25 protein-coding genes are annotated in these 20,917 nt (G+C 69.1%); 10 read left to right on the top strand and 15 right to left on the bottom strand.

The window, feature by feature from the left end; all coding sequences use genetic code 11:
- Window positions 1-10 precede the first annotated feature (10 nt).
- The 6 genes from IFU11_RS11080 to IFU11_RS11105 all read right to left on the bottom strand — a co-directional run bounded on the left by IFU11_RS11080 (window position 11) and on the right by IFU11_RS11105 (window position 6,688).
- On the bottom strand, window positions 11-1,171 hold the full coding sequence (locus IFU11_RS11080; protein ID WP_192018984.1) for a DUF917 domain-containing protein: 1,161 nt from the start codon (window positions 1,169-1,171) through the stop codon (window positions 11-13).
- Window positions 1,168-2,271: a DUF917 domain-containing protein gene (locus IFU11_RS11085; protein WP_192018985.1), complete on the bottom strand. Its 1,104-nt coding sequence runs from the start codon at window positions 2,269-2,271 to the stop codon at window positions 1,168-1,170. The genes IFU11_RS11080 and IFU11_RS11085 overlap by 4 nt, the downstream gene beginning before the upstream one ends.
- Window positions 2,268-3,821 carry a hydantoinase/oxoprolinase N-terminal domain-containing protein gene (locus IFU11_RS11090; protein WP_086472672.1) on the bottom strand — a complete coding sequence of 518 codons (1,554 nt, stop codon included), beginning with the start codon at window positions 3,819-3,821 and terminating at the stop codon, window positions 2,268-2,270. The genes IFU11_RS11085 and IFU11_RS11090 overlap by 4 nt, the downstream gene beginning before the upstream one ends.
- Before the next feature lie 81 nt (window positions 3,822-3,902).
- A complete protein-coding gene (locus IFU11_RS11095) occupies window positions 3,903-5,255 on the bottom strand; it encodes a purine-cytosine permease family protein (protein WP_192018986.1) in 1,353 nt (450 codons plus the stop codon).
- A gap of 354 nt (window positions 5,256-5,609) precedes the next feature.
- A complete protein-coding gene (locus IFU11_RS11100) occupies window positions 5,610-6,338 on the bottom strand; it encodes an alpha/beta hydrolase (protein ID WP_192018987.1) in 729 nt (242 codons plus the stop codon).
- Between the two features lie 62 nt (window positions 6,339-6,400).
- Window positions 6,401-6,688: a hypothetical protein gene (locus tag IFU11_RS11105; RefSeq protein ID WP_192018988.1), complete on the bottom strand. Its 288-nt coding sequence runs from the start codon at window positions 6,686-6,688 to the stop codon at window positions 6,401-6,403.
- A gap of 53 nt (window positions 6,689-6,741) precedes the next feature.
- On the opposite strand from IFU11_RS11105, the gene IFU11_RS11110 reads away from it, so the two are divergent.
- Complete coding sequence (locus tag IFU11_RS11110) at window positions 6,742-7,296, top strand: GNAT family N-acetyltransferase (RefSeq protein ID WP_192018989.1); 555 nt, start codon at window positions 6,742-6,744, stop codon at window positions 7,294-7,296.
- A 160-nt stretch (window positions 7,297-7,456) separates the two neighbouring features.
- The gene (locus tag IFU11_RS11115) at window positions 7,457-7,660 is read left to right on the top strand and encodes a hypothetical protein (protein WP_124768057.1); all 204 of its coding nucleotides are present in this window, start codon (window positions 7,457-7,459) and stop codon (window positions 7,658-7,660) included.
- A gap of 69 nt (window positions 7,661-7,729) precedes the next feature.
- On the opposite strand, the gene IFU11_RS11120 is transcribed toward IFU11_RS11115, so the two are convergent.
- Window positions 7,730-8,638 carry a cation diffusion facilitator family transporter gene (locus IFU11_RS11120; protein WP_137242748.1) on the bottom strand — a complete coding sequence of 303 codons (909 nt, stop codon included), beginning with the start codon at window positions 8,636-8,638 and terminating at the stop codon, window positions 7,730-7,732.
- A gap of 69 nt (window positions 8,639-8,707) precedes the next feature.
- Window positions 8,708-8,920, bottom strand: a complete 213-nt coding sequence (locus IFU11_RS11125; protein WP_064295385.1) for a DUF2945 domain-containing protein — start codon at window positions 8,918-8,920, stop codon at window positions 8,708-8,710.
- Between the two features lie 143 nt (window positions 8,921-9,063).
- Here IFU11_RS11125 and IFU11_RS11130 point away from each other — a divergent pair, with 143 nt between their 5' ends.
- Both IFU11_RS11130 and IFU11_RS11135 read left to right on the top strand, forming a co-directional pair.
- Entirely contained in the window at window positions 9,064-9,270 is a 207-nt protein-coding gene (locus IFU11_RS11130) for a hypothetical protein (protein WP_192018990.1), read from the top strand.
- Between the two features lie 50 nt (window positions 9,271-9,320).
- Window positions 9,321-10,595: a threonine/serine ThrE exporter family protein gene (locus IFU11_RS11135; protein WP_192018991.1), complete on the top strand. Its 1,275-nt coding sequence runs from the start codon at window positions 9,321-9,323 to the stop codon at window positions 10,593-10,595.
- 51 nt (window positions 10,596-10,646) lie between these two features.
- Here IFU11_RS11135 and IFU11_RS20770 read toward each other — a convergent pair whose 3' ends face one another.
- From IFU11_RS20770 to IFU11_RS11150, 3 genes are all read right to left on the bottom strand, one after another.
- Entirely contained in the window at window positions 10,647-11,735 is a 1,089-nt protein-coding gene (locus tag IFU11_RS20770; RefSeq protein ID WP_342672560.1) for a GrpB family protein, read from the bottom strand.
- An 85-nt stretch (window positions 11,736-11,820) separates the two neighbouring features.
- Window positions 11,821-12,126 (bottom strand): helix-turn-helix domain-containing protein, encoded by a 306-nt coding sequence (locus IFU11_RS11145; RefSeq protein WP_071261530.1) that lies wholly within the window; start codon window positions 12,124-12,126, stop codon window positions 11,821-11,823.
- 5 nt (window positions 12,127-12,131) lie between these two features.
- Complete coding sequence (locus IFU11_RS11150) at window positions 12,132-12,479, bottom strand: type II toxin-antitoxin system RelE/ParE family toxin (RefSeq protein WP_371742765.1); 348 nt, start codon at window positions 12,477-12,479, stop codon at window positions 12,132-12,134.
- Between the two features lie 174 nt (window positions 12,480-12,653).
- Here IFU11_RS11150 and IFU11_RS11155 point away from each other — a divergent pair, with 174 nt between their 5' ends.
- Window positions 12,654-13,238 (top strand): NADPH-dependent FMN reductase, encoded by a 585-nt coding sequence (locus IFU11_RS11155; protein ID WP_192018993.1) that lies wholly within the window; start codon window positions 12,654-12,656, stop codon window positions 13,236-13,238.
- A 114-nt stretch (window positions 13,239-13,352) separates the two neighbouring features.
- Here IFU11_RS11155 and IFU11_RS11160 read toward each other — a convergent pair whose 3' ends face one another.
- The gene (locus IFU11_RS11160) at window positions 13,353-14,468 is read right to left on the bottom strand and encodes a zinc-binding alcohol dehydrogenase family protein (RefSeq protein WP_192018994.1); all 1,116 of its coding nucleotides are present in this window, start codon (window positions 14,466-14,468) and stop codon (window positions 13,353-13,355) included.
- 100 nt (window positions 14,469-14,568) lie between these two features.
- Here IFU11_RS11160 and IFU11_RS11165 point away from each other — a divergent pair, with 100 nt between their 5' ends.
- Window positions 14,569-15,135 carry a TetR family transcriptional regulator gene (locus IFU11_RS11165; RefSeq protein ID WP_191940088.1) on the top strand — a complete coding sequence of 189 codons (567 nt, stop codon included), beginning with the start codon at window positions 14,569-14,571 and terminating at the stop codon, window positions 15,133-15,135.
- Here the strand turns inward: IFU11_RS11165 and IFU11_RS11170 are convergent.
- Entirely contained in the window at window positions 15,132-15,446 is a 315-nt protein-coding gene (locus IFU11_RS11170; protein WP_137242740.1) for a hypothetical protein, read from the bottom strand. The genes IFU11_RS11165 and IFU11_RS11170 overlap by 4 nt on opposite strands.
- Before the next feature lie 73 nt (window positions 15,447-15,519).
- On the opposite strand from IFU11_RS11170, the gene IFU11_RS11175 reads away from it, so the two are divergent.
- Window positions 15,520-16,137 carry a hypothetical protein gene (locus IFU11_RS11175; protein ID WP_137242739.1) on the top strand — a complete coding sequence of 206 codons (618 nt, stop codon included), beginning with the start codon at window positions 15,520-15,522 and terminating at the stop codon, window positions 16,135-16,137.
- A 26-nt stretch (window positions 16,138-16,163) separates the two neighbouring features.
- Here IFU11_RS11175 and IFU11_RS11180 read toward each other — a convergent pair whose 3' ends face one another.
- Both IFU11_RS11180 and IFU11_RS11185 read right to left on the bottom strand, forming a co-directional pair.
- Window positions 16,164-16,415 carry a hypothetical protein gene (locus IFU11_RS11180; RefSeq protein WP_161578577.1) on the bottom strand — a complete coding sequence of 84 codons (252 nt, stop codon included), beginning with the start codon at window positions 16,413-16,415 and terminating at the stop codon, window positions 16,164-16,166.
- 70 nt (window positions 16,416-16,485) lie between these two features.
- Window positions 16,486-17,532 (bottom strand): LacI family DNA-binding transcriptional regulator, encoded by a 1,047-nt coding sequence (locus IFU11_RS11185; protein ID WP_137242738.1) that lies wholly within the window; start codon window positions 17,530-17,532, stop codon window positions 16,486-16,488.
- A gap of 166 nt (window positions 17,533-17,698) precedes the next feature.
- On the opposite strand from IFU11_RS11185, the gene IFU11_RS11190 reads away from it, so the two are divergent.
- The 3 genes from IFU11_RS11190 to IFU11_RS11200 all read left to right on the top strand — a co-directional run bounded on the left by IFU11_RS11190 (window position 17,699) and on the right by IFU11_RS11200 (window position 20,915).
- On the top strand, window positions 17,699-18,994 hold the full coding sequence (locus IFU11_RS11190; protein ID WP_137242737.1) for an ABC transporter substrate-binding protein: 1,296 nt from the start codon (window positions 17,699-17,701) through the stop codon (window positions 18,992-18,994).
- A gap of 77 nt (window positions 18,995-19,071) precedes the next feature.
- Window positions 19,072-19,989, top strand: a complete 918-nt coding sequence (locus tag IFU11_RS11195; RefSeq protein WP_137242736.1) for a carbohydrate ABC transporter permease — start codon at window positions 19,072-19,074, stop codon at window positions 19,987-19,989.
- Between the two features lie 2 nt (window positions 19,990-19,991).
- Complete coding sequence (locus tag IFU11_RS11200) at window positions 19,992-20,915, top strand: carbohydrate ABC transporter permease (protein ID WP_307783524.1); 924 nt, start codon at window positions 19,992-19,994, stop codon at window positions 20,913-20,915.
- The last annotated feature ends 2 nt before the right edge of the window (window positions 20,916-20,917 follow it).

Below are 20,917 nucleotides of genomic sequence, written 5' to 3' on the forward strand. Positions count from 1 at the left end.
CTGCTGCCGATCAACCGTTGTTCCTGACAGCGTCCTTCGTCGCCCTGGCGAACGCATCCGCGGCTTCCGCAGCCGCTGCCTCGCCCTCCACCGGGACGAACGGCTCCGTCAGCCCGAACGCGGTCGGCCCGAAGGCGCGCAGTGCGTCCGGCGTGCGCATGAGTGCCGGCGTCGAGATCCCGAGGACCCGCACGCGTTGGCCGTAGCGGAGGCCCTCCGTGGTGATCGGCTCGGCGGTCTCGTGGTCGACGATGCAGATGAGGTCCGGCACGATCGCGACGACCTCGCCGTTCCACCGGGCGATGAGGTTCTCGTTCTGGAACGAGATCTCGAGGCGTTCGGAGCTCGACGGGTCGGCCGACCAGATGACGGCCGTGCCCTTGGCGAAGCCCTCGGTGGTGCGACGCTCCACGTCGGCCACCTTCCCGACGAACAGCTCCCGCACGTGGGAGTAAAGCGTCGTGGAGAGCGTGTCGGTGATGGCGGCGAACGGTGAACGGTGCTCCTCGCGCGCGACCCGGATCGCCCGGCCGAGGGCCAGCGCCATCGAGATCGTCCGCGGCACCGCGGTGCGATGCACGTCCGCCCCGCTCATCGCGTACTCGGCGATGTGCGCGACGCCGCCGAGGCGGATCGCGATGCCGCGCGCCAACCACTCCATCTGTCGGTCGTCGTCGCCGGTGTCGATGATCACGCGCTCGCCGCGTTCCCCGGCGATGGCGAGCGGCGAACCGTGCACGCCGTACACCGCGAAGGTCTCCATGGAGAGCTCCGGGAAGGCCCGGCCCATGCCGTCGGCGTCGACGACCGGCAGCCCGGTCTCGGCGGCCACGATGAGCGGGATCATCGAGTTGATGCCACCGCACTCGATCGGCATGGTCGCGTCGGCGGTGCGCCCGAGGTGCTCCTCCAGTGTCCGCAGGGCGAGTGTCGGTTCGAACCCGGCCGGGATCTTCTCGACCATGACCGTTGGAGCGCCCATCTGCGCGGTGGGGATGACGAAGAGGTCGTCGGCGAGGTCGTCGGGGTCGAGGATCGTGATGGAGCGGTCGCCGAGCACCTGCTTCACGAGCATCATGCCGATGTACGGGTCACCTCCGCCGCCGGTCCCGAGGAGGGTGGCGCCTCGAGCGAGGTCGGGCAGGTCGTCCGCGGTCAGCGTCCAGCTCATGCGGCGACCTCCGGCCCGTCCGGCGCAGGCGTCTCGGCCGTGCCGTCGAAGCGGTGCGAGTGCACCTCGTACCCGAAGTACCCCGGCCCGACCATCGCCAGCGCCTCAGGACTGTGCCAGCGGTCGTCGCTCGGTGCCGAGATCACGCGGACACGCTGTCCGTAGCGGAGCCCCTCGGTGGTGATGGGCTCGCCGGAGTCGTGCTCGAGCACCATGATGAGGTCGGGCGTGGTCACGAGGGTGACGCCGTCGAGCGCGGCCATGAGGTGCTCGTTCTGGAACGACAGCTCGAGGCTCGCGTCGACGCCGTCGATCCGGGCGCGACCGCGGGCGAACCCGGTGGTGGTCGCGCGCTCGACGTCGACGACCTTACCGGAGAACAGTTCGCGACCGCCGAGCAGCTGCACGGTCCGCTCCACGGGGTCGGCCTTCTCGGCTCGGGCCGCCTCGATGCCGTCGCCGATCTCGCGGCACAGCGACAGCGAGTCGGCGACGAGCGCCTCGCGGGCCTGCGCGCCGGACATCGGGAAGCCGGAGATCATGACCGAGCAGCCCATCTCGACACAGGCCACGCGGGCGATGCGTTCGGTCCAGCTGTTGTCGACGGTCGTGAGGACGCCGGTGTTGCCCTTCTCGTCGCTGAACGCGAGCGGGGAGGCGTCGATGCCGTACAGGGTCGGGAGCACCATCTGCAGCTCGGGGAAGGCCCGCCCCATCCCGTCGGCGTCGATGAGGGGGAGTCCAAGCGCTGCGGCTGCGGCGATCGGGATGGTCGAGTTCACACCGCCGACCTCGGCGCACGCGATGTGCGTGACCGGGCGACCGAGAGAAGCACTGAGGGCGTGGACCGGTGCGACGACCTCGGTGAGGCTCGGCAGCTTCTCAACCATGACGGTCGGGGCGCCCATCATCGCGACGGTGAGGACGAGCGCGTCGTCGGGGACCTCGTCGAGGGTGACGACGGTGACGTCGCCGTGCTCGCGGAGTGCCTGCGCGGCGAGGAGCGCGCCGATGTACGGGTCGCCGCCGCCGCCGGTCCCGAGGACGGCCGCACCGCGGGCGAGGCCGGGAATGAGCTCGGCCGAGATGGTCCAGCTCATCGGAGGCCTCCCATGTCGAGGTCGCCGACGGCCTTCACCCGGATGCGCGTGGCGTTCCCGGGGAGATAGGGGATCGGGACCTCGTCGAAATCGACGATCGCGACCGACGCGGGGGAGGCGCCGGCCGCGATCGCCTTGTCGATCGCCTCGGCACGGACCTCGGCGATCGCCTCCTCACGTCGGCCGGGTTCGATGGCGTAGACCTTGTCGATCTCGCCCCCGACCTGCGCGATGGAAGCACCGATGGCGTTCGCCACGGCGTAGTTGTCGGGCCGGTGGACGGCGCCGAAGATGGGGAGTTCGTCTGAGAGCAGGATCGACCCGCCGCCGACCGCCACCACGGGGATCGGCTCTGGAGAGGTGCGCATGCGGTCGACGGCCTCGGCGATGCGTTCGCCGATCCGCTCGAGGACGCGCTCCACGAAGACCGGGTCGAGGTGGGCGACCTTCGAGGCGTCACCGATCGACGCGCGACCGGCGGCCACGGCGATGTCCGTCGCCGTGAGGGTGCTGCCGCCGAAGACGAGGGCCTCGGTCATGAGCTTGTACCCGACGGATGCCGGGCCGACCTCGGCGGTCTCCTCGTCGACGATGCTGCCGCCGCCGATGCCGATCGACAGGACGTCGGGCATGCGGAAGTTGGTACGGATGCCGGCGACCTTGACCTCGTTCGCCGTCTCGCGGGGGAAGCCGTTGATGAGCAGGCCGATGTCCGCCGTGGTGCCGCCGATGTCGACGACCGCGCACGTCGCGAGTCCGCTCGTGAGTGCCGCCCCGCGCATCGAGTTGGTGGGGCCGGACGCGAACGTCGCGACGGGGTAGAGGCGCACGTAGTCCTCGTCCATGAGCGTGCCGTCGTTCTGGCTGAGGAAGATGGGCGCCTCGATGCCCTGCTTCCGGACGGCGGCGGTCAGGCCGTCGACGATCTCCGACGCGAGCTCGCGCAGGGCTGCGTTGATGATCGTCGCGTTCTCGCGCTCCAGAAGGCCGATGCGCCCGATCTCGTGCGAGAGCGAGATGGCGACGTCCGGGCCGAGGACCTCGCCGACGATCCGCGCCGCCTCGACCTCGAGGTCGTGGTTGACGGGGCTGAAGACGGAGGAGATCGCGACCGAGCGGATGCCGTTCGCGCGCATGTCCTCGGCGTGTGCCCGCAGCTCGTCGGGGTCGATCGGCGAGATGGGGCGTCCGTCGAACTCGTAGCCGCCGTGCGCGAGGTAGCTGCGTGCGCTGATCGCCTCGACGAGCTCCGCCGGCCAGTCGACGAGCGGCGGCAGTGCGCGGGTCGCCGGGAGCCCGAGCCGCAGCGCCGCGGTGGGTGCGAGCCGCTTGGCCTGCACGAGGGCGTTGATGAAGTGCGTCGTGCCGATCATCACCGCGGTGATCTGCTCACCGTCGAAGTGGTGTCCGCTCCGCAGTTCGCCGATCGCCTGGACGATCCCGTCGGTCACGTCCGGGGTGGTCGCGTGCTTGACGGCCGCCAGGGTGGTGGTGCCGTCCATGAGCACGGCGTCGGTGTTGGTGCCGCCGACATCGATACCGATGTGCATATGAGGGGTTCGCTTTCTGTTGGTGCGGTGGAGCGGTGTGCGATGGAACGGTCTGACGGGATGGAACGGGCGTCCCGCGGGTCAGCTCGAGGCGGTGGCGGGGCTGTCCGTCGTCACGTCCGCCTCGATCTGCGAGGTGTGGGCGACGCCGACACCGCGGACCAGGCCGAGCTTGCCGGCGGCGATGTACAGCACCATCGAGAGGATGAGCGACAGGACGGCGGGGATGCCCCAGGTGACGAAGTAGCCGGTGATCGCGGACACGGCCCAGATGATGATGGTCGCTGGGACGATGCGCGGGGCGGTCGTGGGCAGGCGGCCCGAGGCGCGGGTCTCGTCGAGCTCGCCGCGCCAGCGCTTCACGATGAAGTACTCGGCGACCATGATGCCGGCGATGGGCGGGAAGGCGACGCCGAGGATGATGAGGAAGCCGGAGAACTGCCCGAGGATGCCGACCGCCGCGAGGATGGAGCCGACCACGCCGAGCACGATGGTGGTGGTCACGCGGTTGAGGTTCTTGCCGAACGCGGTCGAGATGAAGTTGACCAGCCCGAGCGTCGACGAGTACAGGTTCCAGTCGTTGATCTTGAGCGTCCCGGTGATGACGATGATGAGGCCGATGAGGCCGCCCGACGACGTGACGATCGCGACGACGTTGCCCGAGGCTGCGGCGTGGGCGAGCAGGACCCCGGAGAGGCCGATGACGAACTCACCGAGCGAGACGCCGACGACGGTCTGCTTGATGACGTCGGCGCGGGACCGGTTGAAGCGGGTCATGTCGGCGGTGATGATGGCGCCGACGATGAGGCCGCCCGCGACGATGCCGGTGCCGGCCCAGACGCTCATGGTGGGGCCGGGTGCCGGGCCGGTGACGAGTTCCATGAAGTCGTGCTGGGTGAGCTCGCTGATGATCGACCAGCCGACGAGGATGAGGAACAGCGGGACGGTGATGTTCGCGAGCCACTGCATGCCCTTGAACCCGTAGGCGACGATGGCGGTGACGGCGAGGCCGAAGATGAGGCTCCAGGCCCACACCGGCATGAAGCCGGGCAGGAGGGCGTCGAGCGACTCGGCGGAGATCGCGCTCTGGATGCCGAACCAGCCGATGAGGCTGATGCCGATCGCGAGTCCGACCAGGGACGCGCCGATCTCGCCGAAGCCGGTCCAGCGGGCGAGGAGCGCGGTGTTGAGGCCCTCCTTCTGGCCGATGATGCCGACGATGCACATGATCACCTCGAGGATGATCGAGCCGAGGAGCAGGGCGAGGAACGCCTCGCCGAAGGTCATGCTGTAGCCGAGGGTGGCGCCGAGGAGGAACTGGGACAGGGCCGACACCTGTCCGAAGCGTTGGACGGCGATGCCGAACCAGGGCTTCTGTGCGTCGGGACGGACGCGGGACAGGGCGAAGTCGTCTGCGTGTGCCATGCGAGCCATGCTGGTCTCCAGAAGTGGGGGAGGGAGCGGTGCGGGTGGCGGCAACGTTACTGACGGCCCGCCCGCAGCAGAATGTGCATGATGCAGGAATCCGCGCGCGATATCAGCACTCTGCACAGGCACCCCGTCTCACCAGGTCGCTGAGTGACCCACCCGGTCGCTGAGTGACCCACCCGGTCCCTGAGCGACCCACCCGGTCCCTGAGCGACCCACCCGGTCCCTGAGCGACCCACCCGGTCCCTGAGCCTGTCGAAGGGGGTGTCCTCCGTGTGCACTTCGACAAGCTCAGTGACCGAGGAAGGCGGCTCAGTTTCCGAGGAAGGCGGCTTGGTTGGTTTCGGTCCCTGGGCCGGCTCAGAGCGAGGCCTGGATCACCTCGAAGGTCCGTGCCCCGTCGAGCGCCGCCATGTCGTGGCGGATCCCCGGGAACCGCGTGACGGTCCAGCCGAACCGTTCGTAGCGCTCGACGTCGGCTCTCGGAAGGACGAGCTTCGCGTCGTCCGACAGCACCAGCGTCGAGGGGACGATCGGTGCCGACGGCGTGACCGGGTTCGCTGCGACGTCCTGCAGCACCTCCGCGATCATCGACCGGTCCCACGCGGCATGCGCGGCCTCGGCGAGCGCGACGTTCGCGGGCCCCGTCGCGGGGTCCGTGCGGTCGTACAGCCAGGCCAAGAGCCGCGGCAGTCCTGGGATCGCCCAGAACAGGCGGGCTCCGAGACCGCGACCGGGGAGTTTCAGCCCGAACCCGGGATCGAGGTAGATCGCGTGCGCCGGGTGGAGCGGCCCCACGATGTCGATGAGGAGCCGCCCGCCGAGGGAGTGGCCCACGATCGCGTCGAGGCCGGTCGGCAGCGTGTCGACGAGGTCGGCCGCGAGTGAGGCGATGTCGTAGCGCTCGCCCCGGGTCCGATCGGCGCGTGGGCTGGAGCCGTGACCGCGCAGGTCGACGAGCAGGAACGTGTACCGCTCCGGGTCGGACGCTGCGACGACGTCGGTCCAGGCGGCTCCGTCGGCCAGGAACCCGTGGATGAGGGCGATTCGGATCGGGCCGTGCCCGCGTTCCTCGACGTGCAGTCGCATGGCCCTCCTCCGTCGGTGCTGGGGACGACTCTACGCGGCGAGGCCGCGCTGCGTCGCTGCACTCAGGAGCGCACGAGCAACCAGGCGAACGCGGCGAACGACACGAGTCCGAGTGCTGCGCCGACGATCGACCCGATGAGGCTGAAGGTGGGCCAGCGGGCGCCGGGTTGGCGACTCATCCTGATGCCCTGGGCGGCGAACAGCAGCGGCACGAAGCAGGCGAGCACCGAGAACGTCCATGACCCGCCGTCTCTCGACGTCGCGGCGACGAGGTAGATGGAGAACGCGGCGATGGCGATACTGAGGATCGCGCACGCGCGCGCCGAGATCGGTTCGTTCTTCGCAGCCATGGGCTCAGGGTATCGAGTGGGGCAGCCGCCGACCAGAGAGCAGAATGGAAGGCATGACCGACGCGCCGCCGACCCTGACGGAACGACTGACGCTCACGCGTCCCACCGAGCGCGATCTGCCGGAGCTCCACGAGCTCCATGCCGACCCCGCGGTCTGGACGCACCTGCCGTCCGCCCGACACACGGCGCTCGCCGAGACCCGTGAGCTCATCGAGCGGTACCAGGCCGGCTGGGAGGCGAACCGTCTCGACGTGTGGGTGGCGCGCGACACCTCGACGGGTGCGTTGGTCGGCATCGGTGGCCCGAGCCTGCGTGGCGGGGTCGCCTGGAACCTCTACTACCGCCTGGCGCCCGCGGCGTGGGGGCGCGGATACGCGCAGGAGCTCATCGCGGCCGCGCGAGCCGCCGCATCGGCGTCGGCACCGGATCTGCCCGTGGTGGCGTTCCTCCTGGAGCACAACGAGGGATCACGACGGGCTGCCGAACGCGCGGGGTTGGAGGTCGTCTGGCGTGGCCCCGACGCGGGCAACCCGGATCCCGATGCCGTGCGCCTCGTGTTCGCCGACCGGGCGCTCAGCGACGAGGCGCTCCGCGTGTTCGTGGGCTGAACCACCGCTGCACCCGATCTCCGAGCGTCTCGAAGGACGCCGCTTCCGGGCGCGACCGGGTATTTTCGGTCAACCGGCCGCGAAACGCAAGCAGTCTGTTCACCGGAGACGTTCCTCGATACGGTTGGAAGATATGTCAGCCACGGTCGAGATGGAACACATGAGTCAGGTAGAACGCGAACGCCCGCTCCTGCGCAAGGGGAGCGAGGCGAGTTTCGTCCGGTGGGCCTTCGACGGTCGCTCCTGGTGTGCCGACCTCGTGAGCGGACAGTACCGAGGCGCGACGAAGACCGGTTGGCTCCTGCAGACCGAGAACGAGCAGCGGGAACTGTCCAACCAGGAGTGGGCACCCTGCATGGCGTGAGCCGGCACTGAGTCGCCCGACACTGCACGGAAATCCAAGAATTTCGAGCAGTTTTGGGCAAGTCAAGGGTCAGACGGTGATCGACGGCTCGTCGCTCACCGAGAGCGTGAGCACGGCCTTGCCGATGAGGTCGTCCTGCTCGAGGTCGCCTTCGAGTCGGCGGAGCTGACGCGCGACGTCGTTCTCGCGGTCGTCGCCGACGAGGTCGACCGACGCGACGAGGAAGAGGCGTTCCGGCCCGCTGAACTCGAGGTACAGCGCCGTGACCCGCTCGATCTCCGGGTGCGTCAGGAGCGCGGTGATCGTCTGCGCGCGGTAGGCGGGGCTCGGCGAGGCCCCGAGGAGATAGCGCCGGTTGCGGTTGATGAGCAGCAGCGCGACCCCGCCGAGCAGGACGCCGATCGCGATCGAGCCGATCGCATCCCACACCGGGTCGCCGGTCACCTGGTGGAGGCCGATGCCGGCCCCGGCGATGATGAGGCCGAGCAGTGCTGCGGAGTCCTCGAAGAACACCGAGCGGAGCGTCGTGTTGGAGCCGTTCACGATGTAGTCGAAGAAGCCGCGGCCGTACTTCTTCGCCGTGCGCCGACCCTCGAGGATCGACTGGGTGAAGGAGAACCCCTCCAGGAGGAAGGCGACGCCCAACACGAGGTAGCTGAGGGCGTAGTTCTCCATTGCCTCCGGTGCGGTGAGGCTCTGGATACCGTGCTGGATCGAGACGACCGCACCGACGGTGAAGATCCCGAAGGCGGCGAACAGCGAGAAGATGTACGCGTCACGGCCATAGCCGAGCGGATGTGCGGCGTCGCGTTGCTTGTCGGCCCGTTTGTCGGCGATGAGGAGGAAGATCTCGTTCCCCGCGTCGGCCCACGAGTGCGCGGCCTCAGCCAGCATCGACGCCGACCCGGTGAGCGCGGCGACGATGGACTTGGCGATGGCGACGATGACGTTGGCCAGGAAGGCGATCACGACGGTCATGCGCCAACGCTACGCCCAGCCGGAGTGCGCCGCGTACGCCCGGACATCCGGACGACCGCGGTCAGGGCGTCAGGATTTCAGGACGCGTAGCGCGGAGCCCTTATGTGCGGCCTTCGCGCCGGTCTTCTCGGACTCCACGATGAACGCGGGCTCGTCCTTCGACGCCGTGAAGTGCTGGCCGTCGAACTGGAAGTCCGCGGTCTTCCGCTCGACGACCTTCCCCTGCGTCCGCCCCTGCGAGGTGCCCCACGACACGCGGTCACCCACTCGTACGTCTGCCATGCTGCCTCCTCGGCGCTCAACGCCGCGCGCGCGACGTGACAGCGACGATGCCAGCGTGTCGGCGGCCGGACAAGCGCTTGCGCCGCGCGAGCGCAGGGGATATCCCCCGAGGCCCAGGGGCTCCGCGGGCATAGCGTGTCCTCATGGCCTCGTTCACTCCGGGAAGACCCCGACTCGCGCTCGGCATCGGCATCGTGGGAGTCGTACTCGGGGTGGCGCTCATCCCGGTCGCCATCGCGAACGCCCACGGCGACTTCGGCTTCCATTTCTGGTGGATCGTCATCGTCCCGATCCTCGCCGGCCTGTACTTCGGTGTGGCCGGAGCCGTCGGGCTCCGCAACCGCCGCTGAGGCCCGCGGCGGCCGCAGGCGCCCCCGGAATCTCGCGTACCGTTGGCGGGATGAGTGACGACACCGCGACCGAGGAGCACCGCAGAACCGCTGCGCACGCCTACAGTGCGCTCGGCTGCCTGCTCCTCGATGCCGGCACCTCCGTCACCGACGTCCGCGACTCCCTGGAGCGCGCCACGGTCGCATCGGGCGACGAGGGCCTGGCCTTCTCGGTGCTGCCGCAGCTCATCATCGTGAACGACGTGCGCACCGGCGCGGTGCTCGCGGCCGGCAACACGCACGGCGAGCTGTCGTTCCGGGGCGCGGCGCGGGCGAACCGGCTCATGCGCGAACTCGAGCTCGGACACTGGCCGGTCGGTGATCTGCCGGCCCGTATCCAGTCGATCCGGGAGACGCCGCGCCCGCATGCGTCGATGCACTGGGTGGTCGGGAACCTGCTGCTCGCGGGAGGGCTCGCACTGCTGTTCCGCTGCCCATGGTGGGCGATCGTCGCATCCATGCTCGTCGGTGCCTTCGTCGGCCTCGTCATCACCCTGCTGGCGCGGTGGCGGGGAGCGGTCGCGATCGCCCCGTTCGTGACGGCGTTCGTCTCGACGACGCTCGTCGGGACGCTCGCATCGGCGATGGATCTCGGTCCCGTGCCGCTGTTCGCCGTCTGCGCGCCGATCGCGATCCTCGTGCCCGGCGCGCTCATCACCAACGCCCTGCTGGAGTTGACGGCGACGGACATCGTGACGGGCTCGGCGCGCCTGATGTACGGGCTCATCGTGCTCGCCTTCATGGCGGCCGGGATCTCGGCCGGGGCGCTGCTCACCGGCCTGTCGATCGACCCCGACTCGACGGCGCTCGTCGGTCAGGTGGTCCGCGGGAGCTCGGACCTCGTCGGGTGGGAGTCGGTCCCGCCGCTGTGGTTCACGTGGATCGGCGTCGTGATGCTCGCGGCCGGGATCGGGATCGCGTTCGGCTCGGGCCGCTCCCTGACGCTGCTGACCATCTGTGTGATGGCGCTGACCTACGCGGGCATCGTCCTGTTCGCCCCACTCGTGGGGAACGCGGTCGCGACTGGGCTCACCGCCGGGCTCGTGTTCGTCGTCGCTCGCATCGTCGAGCGGTACTCGGCGGCGGTGCCGTCCAATGTCACGTTCCAGCCGGCCTTGCTCATGCTCGTGCCGGGCACCGTGGGACTGGTGTCGCTCGCGACGCTCGAAGGCTCAGCGGTCACGGCGGCGCTGACGGTCTTCATCAGCCTCTGCGTCGGCGTCAAGACGGCGGCGGTCCTGACGGGGGTCGTCATCCCGCCGGTGCGTGCGACCGCCCGTCCCTGAGTCGCCCGGAATGGTCCGAAACCGCGCCGAATTCGTGCAGATTCAGGCGACTCAGCGGTTCAGTGCTGCCCGCGCCCGCGCCTTGATCGCGAGGATAACCTCGGTCTTCGCGTCGGCGTAGTCGTTCATGTCGTCCCAGGACCTCCCGAGCAGCTCCCGCTTGGTGCGCTCGTACAGCGCGCGGTCGTCGGCGTCGGAACGCAGGTGGTCGCGGAGGAGGAGGTACTCGTCGATCTCCGGTGCGCCCTGCTCGTAGAGGTGCACGTGGACGTCGCGCTCCGGCGTCCGCACCATCCGATGGCGGGGCTCACGGACGCGCAGCACGTAGCCGGCGGTGAGCAGGGGGTCGAGGTAGTCCTCCTCCGCCGTGATGTCCTCCACGGCGACCACGATGTCGACGATCGGCTTCGCCGCGAGTCCGGGCACCGAGGTCGAGCCGATGTGCTCGATCGCGACGGCACTGGACCCGCCCGCGCTCGTTCCGAGGGCGTCGATGATCCGCTGCCGGTGCTCCCGGTACCGTTCGGGCCACTCCGGGTCGGCGTCGTGCAGCTCGATCCGGACCGGCTCGGGGCCTCCGACCAGCTCGAGCGTCGTGACGTCCGGGCGGCGGGGGCGCCGGCGCAAACCGCTCTGGATGGCGCGGATGTTGTCGCCGAGCGCTCCCGATGCCAGCAGTCCGCTGCCGAGCGGCCCTGACGGATCGGTGCCGAGTGCCGGCAGGAGGCGGAGTGCCGACCGGACCGCGTCGCTCAGGTGGTCGAGCTGCCAGGCGATCTCGGCCGCGCCGGCTCCGGCCTGATGCAGCTCGGCGGCTTTCGCCGCGTAGGCGGCGGCGCCGAGCGCGTGGGCTCCCATGTGCGCGACACCTGCTGCCTGCCCGGCCGACCACGCGGCGGCTTTGGCTGCGGGTGAGGACACCACCTGCGACGCTCGGTTGGCGACGAAGCGTCGGCGGATCTCCCCGGCGGTGTCGAGGTCACCGGCTGCGAACGCCCGCGCACGGGCGATCGCGTCGCGTGGACGATCGTCGTCCGGGGCCTCGGCTTCGAACAGCGGCAGTACCCGTTCGGCGCAATTGGCGGCCCACGAGGCGACGAGACGGCGGTCGGCTTCACTGAGGGACTGCGTCGAGAGCATGCTCCACCCTTGCAGACCCGCCGGGCCCACCGTGGGGTGTCGCCGGTTACGGCGATTGGGAGGCGAAGCGCTGGGGCCTCCTCCGTTAGGCGACCTGGACGCGCTGGTCGCCAGAGACGTACTCGATGACCAAGCCGCCGCCGACGGCCTCGAGGTACTTCCGGATCGTGCCGATCTTCGCGTTGTCGAGGTCTCCATGCTCGATCTTGGAGACCTGGCGCTGTCCGACACCGATGCGCTCGGCAAGCTGAATCTGCGTCAGACCCATTGCTTCACGCAGCTCCCGCAGCTGATGCGCTCGGATTTCACCAAGCATCCGGGTTTTGTGGGCATCCACGCGTTCGCGGTCGACAGGGCGCTCCGCGAGAAGCTGCTCACGTGTCAGAGCCATGATGCTCACTCTCCTTGGGACTTCATTCGTTGTACGTGGGCGTCGAACAAGTCGTCTGCGACAGGAATGTTCTTCGTGTACCAGGTCTTCCAGTTGCCGGCTTTGTCGCCGGCCACGAGCAGAATCGCCTGCCGACTGGGATCGAAGGCGAACAGTATCCTCAGTTCGGATCGCCCTGACGAGCCTGGCCGCAGCTCTTTCATGTTCTTGTGTCTGGAGGCCTTCACCGTGTCTACGATCGGACGACCCAGTTGCGGGCCGCGCTCCTCAAGTAGCTCGATCGCGGCGATGACCTGCTCGTAGGAATCCGAGTCGAGAGACGTCAACCAACGTTGGATCGGTTCGAGGTCCACGCTCCACAAGGGTTGAGTCTAGACCCTGCGAGGTCTGCGTGCAATGCATGCCGCGCCTGGCGGCGTGACGGACCAGACGGCGGTCGGCTTCACTGAGTGACTGCGGCGAGAGCCTGCTCCACCCTCGCACACCCGCCGCGGTCGGAGCATGGGCAGGCGGGTTAGCGTAGAGGGATGGCCGCCTTGAACCTGCCCGTGATCTCCTGCAGCCTTGATCCGGCGAGTCGGAGCCGGACCCTCGCTTCGGCGAGCAGCGAGCTGCTGCGCGAGCAAGGTCATGACTCCTCCGTCATCGATCTGGCCGAGATGGAACTGCCGCCGTTCGACAACGACCGGGTCTTCGAGAGCCCTGCGTTCCGTCGGCTGCATGCGTTGATCACTGCTGCGGACGGCGTCGTCCTCGCCTTCCCGGTCTACAACTGGGCACCGGCCGCAACGGTGAAGTCGCTCATCGAGGCGACCGGCGCAACCGGTGAGGACGGCAGGGTCGCCGCCTGGTTCGACAAGGTCGTGACCTTCGTCTGCGCCGCCGGCCTGCCGCACAGCTACATGGCCACCGCCACGCTCGGGCAGTCGCTCATGCTGGACTTCAAGTGCGTCATCAACCCGTACACGGCCTACCTGTCGGAGCGGGACTGGGAGCGTCCCGAGGCGCTGAAGGCGGACCGCGCCGAACGTCTCGCGAAGACGATGAGCGTGCATGCGGAGCTGTCGGCGCTCCTCGCCGAGCGGAGCTACCGCTCGGTCTGGGAGGTGTGAGACGCGGTCTCGCCAAGACGATGAGCGTGCACGCGGAGCTGTCGGGGCTCCTCGCCGAGCGGAGCTACCGCTCGGTCTGGGAGGTGTGAGGGCTGAGCGCCACGGTCCCGCGCCTCACAACCGCACGACGAGCTTGCGGGCTGAGACGCCGCCGTGGAGTCGGTCGAGGGCCGGCTGGATCGCTTCGAGGCCTTCGCCGACCACCTCGGGGGCTGGCGCGCAGACGTGTCGTCCGCCTGCGAGCGCGCCCGGCAGGTAGTCCTCCCACAGCATCGGCCCGACCTCGTTGGTCATGAGGGAGCTGCCCCACACGTACCGCGCCGAGATCCCCGCCCGACGGGCACGGATCTGGAGCGCGACGTTGGCCGCCATGAGCCGGGTCATGGTGCGGACGAACGTCAGACTCGGGCCGGCCCGACGCGGCAGTGACCCGAACGACACCGACGGGCTCGCGAGTGCGACGCGGCGTGCCCCGGTGGCGGCGGCGACGGCGACGGCTGGTTCTGCGGAGCCGGTCCCGACGGCGAGGACGCCGACGACCGAGGAACCACGGAGGGCGTTGACCAGATCCGCCACGACGGTCGGGCTGCGGTAGTCGAGCACGATGTCGGCACCGAGCTCGCGCATCCGGTCGTGGTTGTGCGGCGAGGCGGTGGTCGCGACCCGGTGGCCGGAGGCGACCGCGAGCTGGATGGCGTTGCTGCCGACGCTCGTGGCGCCGCCCCAGACGACGACGGTCGTCCCGGTGGGGGTGGGGTGCGCCGAGGGGTGGGGGAGTGCAAGGTGGTCTCGCTGGAAGAGGGCGGTCGCGGCCGTGGAGATCCCGAGCGGCAGGACGACGGCGTCCTCGTCTCGCAGACCGTCTGGGATCGGTGCAGCGAGGTCTGCCCGCACGACGGTGAACTGCTGGAACCCGCCCTCGGCGACATGGCGCCGCCCGCGCTCCATGCCGACCGCGTAGGCCACGACGCGGTCGCCCACGGCGAAGCGACGGACGTCCGGCCCGACGGCCACGACCTCGCCCGCGACGTCCTCCCCGAGCACGGCGGGCACAGGCAGCCACCGGTACATGAGGTTCCCGGTCTGTTGCTTGACGTCGTCGAGCGGGTTCACCGCGACCGCTCGGTTCCGGATGAGGAGTTCGCCAGGGCCGGGTTCGTGCATCGCGGCCGGACCGACGACGAAGTCCGCTCGGGGTGCTGGCAGCCAGGCTGCGGTGTTCGTCGGCATGAGGTCTCCAAGGGTGTTGCGGATTGGCGTGGCGATGATGACACGGTGTGTCATCACTGTACACCTGACGACACGACGTGTCATCGGTTATCCTGATCGTATGGCACGCTGGGCACCCGACGCCGCTCTCCGACTGGAGAGCGCTGCGATGGCGCTGTTCGCCGACCGGGGCTTCGCGGCGACGACGGTCCCGGAGATCGCCGAAGCCGCCGGGCTCACCACCCGCACGTTCTTCCGTCACTTCGCCGACAAGCGCGACGTGCTCTTCCTCCGCGAGCGCGAGCTCCCGACGGTGGTGGGACGGCTGGTCGCCGCGGCGCCAGCAGGGCTCGACCCGCTCGCCCTGGTGATGTCCGGCCTCGAGACCGTGGCCGCCGGTGAGCTGCAGTGCTGGCGGGACGACATCGCCGCCCGCCGCGCTGTCATCCGGTCGGAACCGCAGCTGCGCGAGCGGGAACGGTTGAAGTCGGCGGTCCTCACCGACGCGATGCGCGATGCCCTCATGGAGAGTGGTGTCACGTCAGCCGACGCGGCGCTCGCAGCGTCCATCGGTTCGGCACTCTTCGACGCCTCCCTCGAGCAGTGGCTCGCCGGACCGGACGACGTGCTCCTCGTCGACGTGCTCCGCGCGATGCGCGCCCGACTCGGCGACCTCGCGGGTCGCTAGGGCCGATCCCGGCTCCGCGTCTGCTGCTCGGGGAGCCCGACCTGCCACAGGATGAACGCCACCGCGCTGCAGACCGCGAGCGCGGCGCCGATGATCAGTGCAGCCGTGCCGGTGGAGGCGAGCCAGTCGTGGTGGCTGATCCAGCCGGGATCGTCCTGCGGGAAGTCGAGGAACGACGCGTAGGTCGAGATGCTCACGACGCCTGCCCCCAGGAACGCCGCGGCCAAGACTGATGCGCACCAGGACAGGGTCAGCCAGCCTCGGGCCTGGGTCGCGCCCGGGCGCGCTCGTGTGCCTCGCGATTCCCCCATGCAGCGAGGCTATCGCGACGCCGTGCCACGAGGTCGATCGATGGAGCGGCGTCCGATGGTCGAGGATGAGGGCATGTCGAAGCAGCAGTCGGGCTCGCAGGAGCACCGCGATCCCACCACCAACCCGTACCGGATGAGTCGACGGCGCATCACGACGTGGACTGGCGCGCTCATCGCCTCCGTGGTGCTGCTCGTCGTCGTCGCGATCGTCTTGGCCGCCATCGGCGGCGACAGTGCCGAGTCCTGGGTCGCGATCGTCCTGTTCGTGGCGTTCGGCGTACCCGTCGCTGCGGCCGCCGTCTTGGGCGGGTTGGCGATCGCCTCATGGGGGTGGGTGGCCGGCACGGTGTTCGGTGTCGGGTGGCTGACGCTGCTCGTCGTCGTCGTGAACAACGGGTTCCATCTGCTCTTCGACGGTCAGGCTGTGGGACCCGTGATCTATGACGAGGCGATCTGGCAGGCAAGCGGGGTGGGCGGACTGGTCGTCGGTGGGGTGTTGTTCTTCGTCGCCGGCTGGCAGGGCGATGTCCCGATGTGGATCGGCGGGCCGGCCGGGGGAATCGACGTCTCGCGCAGGCGCTTGAGGGGTAGAGAAGGCGACTCGGTCGGCTCTGGCGCGGTGGTCCCGCCACCGAAGCGGAAGCCGCGTCCGAAACCGAAGCGTCGCCCGAAGCAGCAGCGACGTCGCTGACGGCTCACGCGGCCCGGGCGGACCGGTCAGTCGCCGCCGCCCCCACCGCCCCCGTCTCCGCCGCCGCCACCGTCCCAACCGCCGGAGTCGCTTCCGCCGTGGTGGCCGCCTCCATGGTGACCGTCGCCATCGACGATGAACGGCATGCCGGAGTCCGAGGTCGTACCACCGCGATGCTTCGACCCGCCGCTACGTCGTCTGGCCTGCACGGTGATCGTGAAGACGATGACCGCGACGGCGGCGAGGACCACGATCATGATGACGGTTGAGCTGTCCATGGCTCGACCGTAGCGATGTCCGACGGCTGTCGCATTACCCGCGCGGCGAGTATCGGCGTCCGACCGGACTTCAGCGCCTCGGGATCGTGGAACCGCGGAGGACGAGGCGGCCCGGCAGGTATTCGACCCCCTGCGCGACCTCCGTGCCCTCGATCGCCTCGAAGATGCGGGTGGCGGCGAGCCGGCCGAGCTGTTGCAGGTTGGCGTCGATCGACGACAGCTCCGGGCGCGAGTTGGTGGCCAGGATCTCCCAATTGTCGAAGCTGACGACCGCGACGTCGCTCGGGACGTCGCGCCCGAGGTCGCGGACGGTGTCGAGCACGCCGCGGGCGATCTGGTCGGAACCGGCGACGATGCCGTCGATCTCCGGGTGCTGTGCGAGCAGCATCGCCGCCGCATCGCGACCCCAGTGCTCGGTCCACTCCGAGAACATCGGCGAGCCGACGAGCTCCAGTCCCGCCGCCGCGAGGGCGTTCTGCACGCCCGTCACGCGGTCCCTGGCAGCCGCGTACTGCGGCTCACCCGTGATCATCGCGATGCGGGAGCGCCCGCAGGCGATCAGGTGCTCGACGGCGAGGCGCCCGCCGTCGCGGTTGTCGGGGGTGATGGACACGTCCGTCGGATCGTCGGACGGTGCGTACGCGTAGACGACGGGGACGGGCAGCTTGTGGCCGAGCGAGGGCCGTGGGTCGGTGCTGCGACCCACGACGATGATGCCGTCGACGCGCCGGGTGAGCAGCGCGTTGAGGTGGTGCTGCTCGCGGATCGCGTCGCCGCGGGCGTCGCAGAGGAACACGTTCACCTGGCCTGCGCCGAACGCGTCCTCGGCGCCCATGAGGATGGGGATCACGAACCGGCCTTCGAGGTCGCTCGTGAGGAGGCCGACGGTGCCCGTCCGGCCGTTGATGAGGCTCCGGGCGAGTTCGTTCGGGGTGAACGAGACGGACTTCGCGGCATCGAGCACGCGCTGTCGGGTCTTCGGCGCGACCTCGCTCCGCCCGTTGATCGCCTTCGACGCCGTGGCGATCGAGACGCCCGCGATGCGCGCGACGTCACCGAGGGTCGCCGCCCGACCGGCAGCGATCCCGGTCGTCGCCGAAACATCGTTGTCTGGCATGAAACGCCCCCTCTTCATCTTTCGGAAACGTTACCGGATATTCCTCTTGACGCTACTCTGATCCCAGGCTAGCTTTACCGAAAGGGCTTTCGACAGTTTCGAAACCTCTCCCGAAGCACCGCCGGACCCGACCGGTCCGCTCAACGAAGAGTCAGAGGAGTCACACATGCGCAGCACGCACATCACACGCAAGCAGCGGGTCGGAGGGGTGTTGGCGGCCAGCGCCCTGCTCCTCGGCCTCGCCGCCTGTTCGTCCAGCGGCGGTGGGAGCGCCCCGCTCGCCAGCGCCGGACCCGAGGGCGTCGACGACGGCTCGGAGCTCACGCTCTGGACCCGCGCCCCACTCGAGAAGCAGGCGAAGCTCCTCGTGGAGGCCTACAACGCCTCGCACGAGAACCAGGTGAAGCTCACCGTCGTCCCGAACGACGACTACGTCGCGAAGGTCGGTGCGGCGGCCGGCTCCGACAGCCTCCCCGACCTGTTCGCCGCCGACATCGTGTACGTCCCGAACTGGGTCGAACAGGGCCTCTTCCAGGACCTCACCGCGAACATCGACGGGCTCGACTTCAAGGACGAGATCAACCAGGGCCACCTCGCCGCCGGCACCGCGGACGGTAAGGAACACGTCCTCCCCTTCGTCCTCGACCTCTCGATGCTCTTCTGGAACAAGGAACTCTACAAGGAGGCGGGCCTCGACCCCGAGCAGGGTCCGACGACCCTCGCCGAGTTCGCCGAGGACGCCAAAGCCGTGCAGGCGCTCAACAAGCCGGACACCTACGGCACCGCCACGGGCCTCAACTGCGGCGGCTGCCTCGTCTTCACCTGGTTCCCCAGTGTGTGGGCCGACGGTGAGCAGGTCATGAACGAGGACGGCACCGAGTCGCTCCTCGCCGAGGACGGCGCGAAGGAGGTCTACAGCACGTGGGCCGATCTGTGGAAGTCGGGCGCCGTGCTCCCCTCCTCGAAGGACGAGGCCGGACCCACCTGGACCGCCGGCTTCACCGAGGGCAAGGTCGGCGTCATGCCCTACCCGGCGACGCTCCTCTCCTCGACCCCGTTCGACGTCGGCGTGTCCGGCATCCCGGGGCCGAAGGGCGGCGACTCGACCTTCGTCGGTGGCGACGGCATCGGTGTCTCCAAGGACAGCAAGAAGGCCGCGCAGTCGTGGAACTTCCTCAGCTGGCTGATGTCCGAGGACGCCCAGGTCGGTGTTCTCGCAAAGGACAACGACGTGGTCTCCCGCTCCGACCTCGCGGAGAACGAGTACTCGAGCAAGGACCCGCGCCTGGTCACGATCAACGAGGTCGCATCGAAGGGTGACACCCCGTACTCGTTGAACTTCCAGGAGGCCTTCAACTCGCCGACCAGCCCCTGGCTGACGCTCGTGCGCAACGCGGTACTCGAGGGCACCGACTCCGTCGACGCCGACAACGACGCCATCACGGACGTGCTCTCGCAGTAGTCCGACCGCCGGTGCGCCGCCGTGATCCCCCCATCGCGACGGCGCATCGGCACCCACCCGTTCGAAAGGTCCCACCCATGAGTACCACCCTCGCCAGACGAGGCCCGACGGACTCGGTCGGTGCCAGGAAGCGCCGCGCCGCGCAGGCCCGTACCGGCTGGCTGTTCGCGCTCCCGACCGCCGTCTTCGTCATCCTCCTCTTCCTCGTCCCGCTCGGGCTCGTCTTCCAGATGGCGGGGTCCGACTGGCCGCTCCTCGGCGGCAACCAGGGTGTGAACTTCCCCGAGAACTTCCCGAAGGCGATCGACAACCGCTTCTTCCTCGACTCGGTCGTCTTCACGCTGAAGTACACCGTCATCGCGACGGTCCTCCTCATCGGCCTGGGGCTCGGCCTCGCGCTCCTCGTCCAGGAGTCCAGCCGATGGAAGGGCTTCCTCCGCACCGCCTTCCTCATCCCGAGCGCGCTCGGCCTCGCCTCGGCGTCGCTCCTGTTCTACGTGCTGTACTCGCCGATCGCCGGCCCGTTCGCGGACCTCACCAAGGCGATGGGCTTCACCTTCCTCGGGACCCCGGACGCGGCGCTCTGGTCGACGGTCTTCCTCATCGTCTGGCGTTTCGCCGGCTTCTACATGCTGCTCATGCTCGTCGGGCTGCAGGGCATCCCGGAGGAGGTCTACGAGGCCGCCCGCATCGACGGCGCGTCGCGTTGGCAGACCTTCCGCGACATCACCGTCCCGCTGCTGAAGCCGACCCTCGCCCTCACCACGGTGATGTGCGTCACCGGCTCGCTCCTCGCGTTCGAGCAGTTCTACATCCTCACCAAGGGCGGTCCCGACAACAGCACCATCACCATCGTCCAGCTCATCTACAACGTGGCGTTCCAGGGCCCGAACAACCTCGGCGTCGCCGGCGCGCTGTCGGTCATCGTGCTCGCCGCGCTCATCGTCATCAACATCGTGCAGATCCGCGCGTTCAGCAAGAAGGTCGAGGACTGAGCATGACCATCACCCGAAAGGAACCGGCCACCGTCACCTCGACGATGCCCGACGTCCGTGGTCACGGACGCACTCGCGGCCGCGGACGGGACGGGAAGCCGACGAACTTCTTCGGTATCGCCATCCGGATGCCGTTCTGGATCTTCACCGCGGCGCTCGCCGTGATCTTCCTCTACCCGCTCGTCTGGACCGCCGTCCGCTCGGTGTCTCCGCTTGCCGGTACGAACCAGACCGAGGGGTGGGGGCTCGGCAACTACATCACCCTCGCCGGGTACCAGGACGGCATCCTGCAATACATCGGCAACTCGGTGTTCGTCTCGCTGCTGACCGTGATCCTCACGCTCGTCATCTCGCTCTTCGGCGGGTACGCCTTCGCGAGGTTCCAGTTCCGCGGCAAGAACGCCCTGTTCCTCGCCACCATCGCGATCCTCATGGTCCCGTACGCGACGCTGCTCATCCCGCTCTACGTGCTCCTCAACCTGGTCGGTCTCTCCAACTCGCTCGTCGGGGTGGCGCTCGTGCTCACCATGTTCCAGCTGCCGTTCTCGACCTTCATGATGCGGATCGCCTTCGAGTCGATCCCGAAGGAGCTCGACGAGGCGGCGATGGTCGACGGCTGCAACTCCTGGACCGTGCTCTGGAAGGTGCTCGTCCCGGCGGTCAAGCCCGGCCTCATCACCGTGGGACTGTTCGCGTTCCTCGCCGCCTGGAACGACTTCATGGCGCCGCTGATCCTCATCAACGACTCCGCGAAGATGACCCTGCCGCTCGCCGTCTCCAACCTGCGCGGCCAGGTCCAGGGCGTCGTGGACTACGGCGCGACCGAGGCCGGCGTCGTCGTCCTCGCGTTGCCGTGCATCCTCCTCTTCCTCATCCTCCAACGTCACTACGTGCGCGGCTTCATGTCCGGCGCATTCAAGGGGTAACC

The organism is Plantibacter sp. CFBP 8804 (genome assembly GCF_014841225.1).
Taxonomy (GTDB): domain Bacteria; phylum Actinomycetota; class Actinomycetes; order Actinomycetales; family Microbacteriaceae; genus Plantibacter; species Plantibacter auratus.

Excerpts from the sequence above, each read along its gene's own strand:
- IFU11_RS11080 (WP_192018984.1), bottom strand. The coding sequence starts at position 1,171 with ATGAGCTGGACGCTGACCGCGGACGACCTGCCCGACCTCGCTCGAGGC.
- IFU11_RS11085 (WP_192018985.1), bottom strand. The coding sequence starts at position 2,271 with ATGAGCTGGACCATCTCGGCCGAGCTCATTCCCGGCCTCGCCCGCGGT.
- IFU11_RS11090 (WP_086472672.1), bottom strand. The coding sequence starts at position 3,821 with ATGCACATCGGTATCGATGTCGGCGGCACCAACACCGACGCCGTGCTC.
- IFU11_RS11095 (WP_192018986.1), bottom strand. The coding sequence starts at position 5,255 with ATGGCTCGCATGGCACACGCAGACGACTTCGCCCTGTCCCGCGTCCGT.
- IFU11_RS11100 (WP_192018987.1), bottom strand. The coding sequence starts at position 6,338 with ATGCGACTGCACGTCGAGGAACGCGGGCACGGCCCGATCCGAATCGCC.
- IFU11_RS11105 (WP_192018988.1), bottom strand. The coding sequence starts at position 6,688 with ATGGCTGCGAAGAACGAACCGATCTCGGCGCGCGCGTGCGCGATCCTC.
- IFU11_RS11110 (WP_192018989.1), top strand. The coding sequence starts at position 6,742 with ATGACCGACGCGCCGCCGACCCTGACGGAACGACTGACGCTCACGCGT.
- IFU11_RS11115 (WP_124768057.1), top strand. The coding sequence starts at position 7,457 with ATGAGTCAGGTAGAACGCGAACGCCCGCTCCTGCGCAAGGGGAGCGAG.
- IFU11_RS11120 (WP_137242748.1), bottom strand. The coding sequence starts at position 8,638 with ATGACCGTCGTGATCGCCTTCCTGGCCAACGTCATCGTCGCCATCGCC.
- IFU11_RS11125 (WP_064295385.1), bottom strand. The coding sequence starts at position 8,920 with ATGGCAGACGTACGAGTGGGTGACCGCGTGTCGTGGGGCACCTCGCAG.
- IFU11_RS11130 (WP_192018990.1), top strand. The coding sequence starts at position 9,064 with ATGGCCTCGTTCACTCCGGGAAGACCCCGACTCGCGCTCGGCATCGGC.
- IFU11_RS11135 (WP_192018991.1), top strand. The coding sequence starts at position 9,321 with ATGAGTGACGACACCGCGACCGAGGAGCACCGCAGAACCGCTGCGCAC.
- IFU11_RS20770 (WP_342672560.1), bottom strand. The coding sequence starts at position 11,735 with ATGCTCTCGACGCAGTCCCTCAGTGAAGCCGACCGCCGTCTCGTCGCC.
- IFU11_RS11145 (WP_071261530.1), bottom strand. The coding sequence starts at position 12,126 with ATGGCTCTGACACGTGAGCAGCTTCTCGCGGAGCGCCCTGTCGACCGC.
- IFU11_RS11155 (WP_192018993.1), top strand. The coding sequence starts at position 12,654 with ATGGCCGCCTTGAACCTGCCCGTGATCTCCTGCAGCCTTGATCCGGCG.
- IFU11_RS11160 (WP_192018994.1), bottom strand. The coding sequence starts at position 14,468 with ATGCCGACGAACACCGCAGCCTGGCTGCCAGCACCCCGAGCGGACTTC.
- IFU11_RS11165 (WP_191940088.1), top strand. The coding sequence starts at position 14,569 with ATGGCACGCTGGGCACCCGACGCCGCTCTCCGACTGGAGAGCGCTGCG.
- IFU11_RS11170 (WP_137242740.1), bottom strand. The coding sequence starts at position 15,446 with ATGGGGGAATCGCGAGGCACACGAGCGCGCCCGGGCGCGACCCAGGCC.
- IFU11_RS11175 (WP_137242739.1), top strand. The coding sequence starts at position 15,520 with ATGTCGAAGCAGCAGTCGGGCTCGCAGGAGCACCGCGATCCCACCACC.
- IFU11_RS11180 (WP_161578577.1), bottom strand. The coding sequence starts at position 16,415 with ATGGACAGCTCAACCGTCATCATGATCGTGGTCCTCGCCGCCGTCGCG.
- IFU11_RS11185 (WP_137242738.1), bottom strand. The coding sequence starts at position 17,532 with ATGCCAGACAACGATGTTTCGGCGACGACCGGGATCGCTGCCGGTCGG.
- IFU11_RS11190 (WP_137242737.1), top strand. The coding sequence starts at position 17,699 with ATGCGCAGCACGCACATCACACGCAAGCAGCGGGTCGGAGGGGTGTTG.
- IFU11_RS11195 (WP_137242736.1), top strand. The coding sequence starts at position 19,072 with ATGAGTACCACCCTCGCCAGACGAGGCCCGACGGACTCGGTCGGTGCC.
- IFU11_RS11200 (WP_307783524.1), top strand. The coding sequence starts at position 19,992 with ATGACCATCACCCGAAAGGAACCGGCCACCGTCACCTCGACGATGCCC.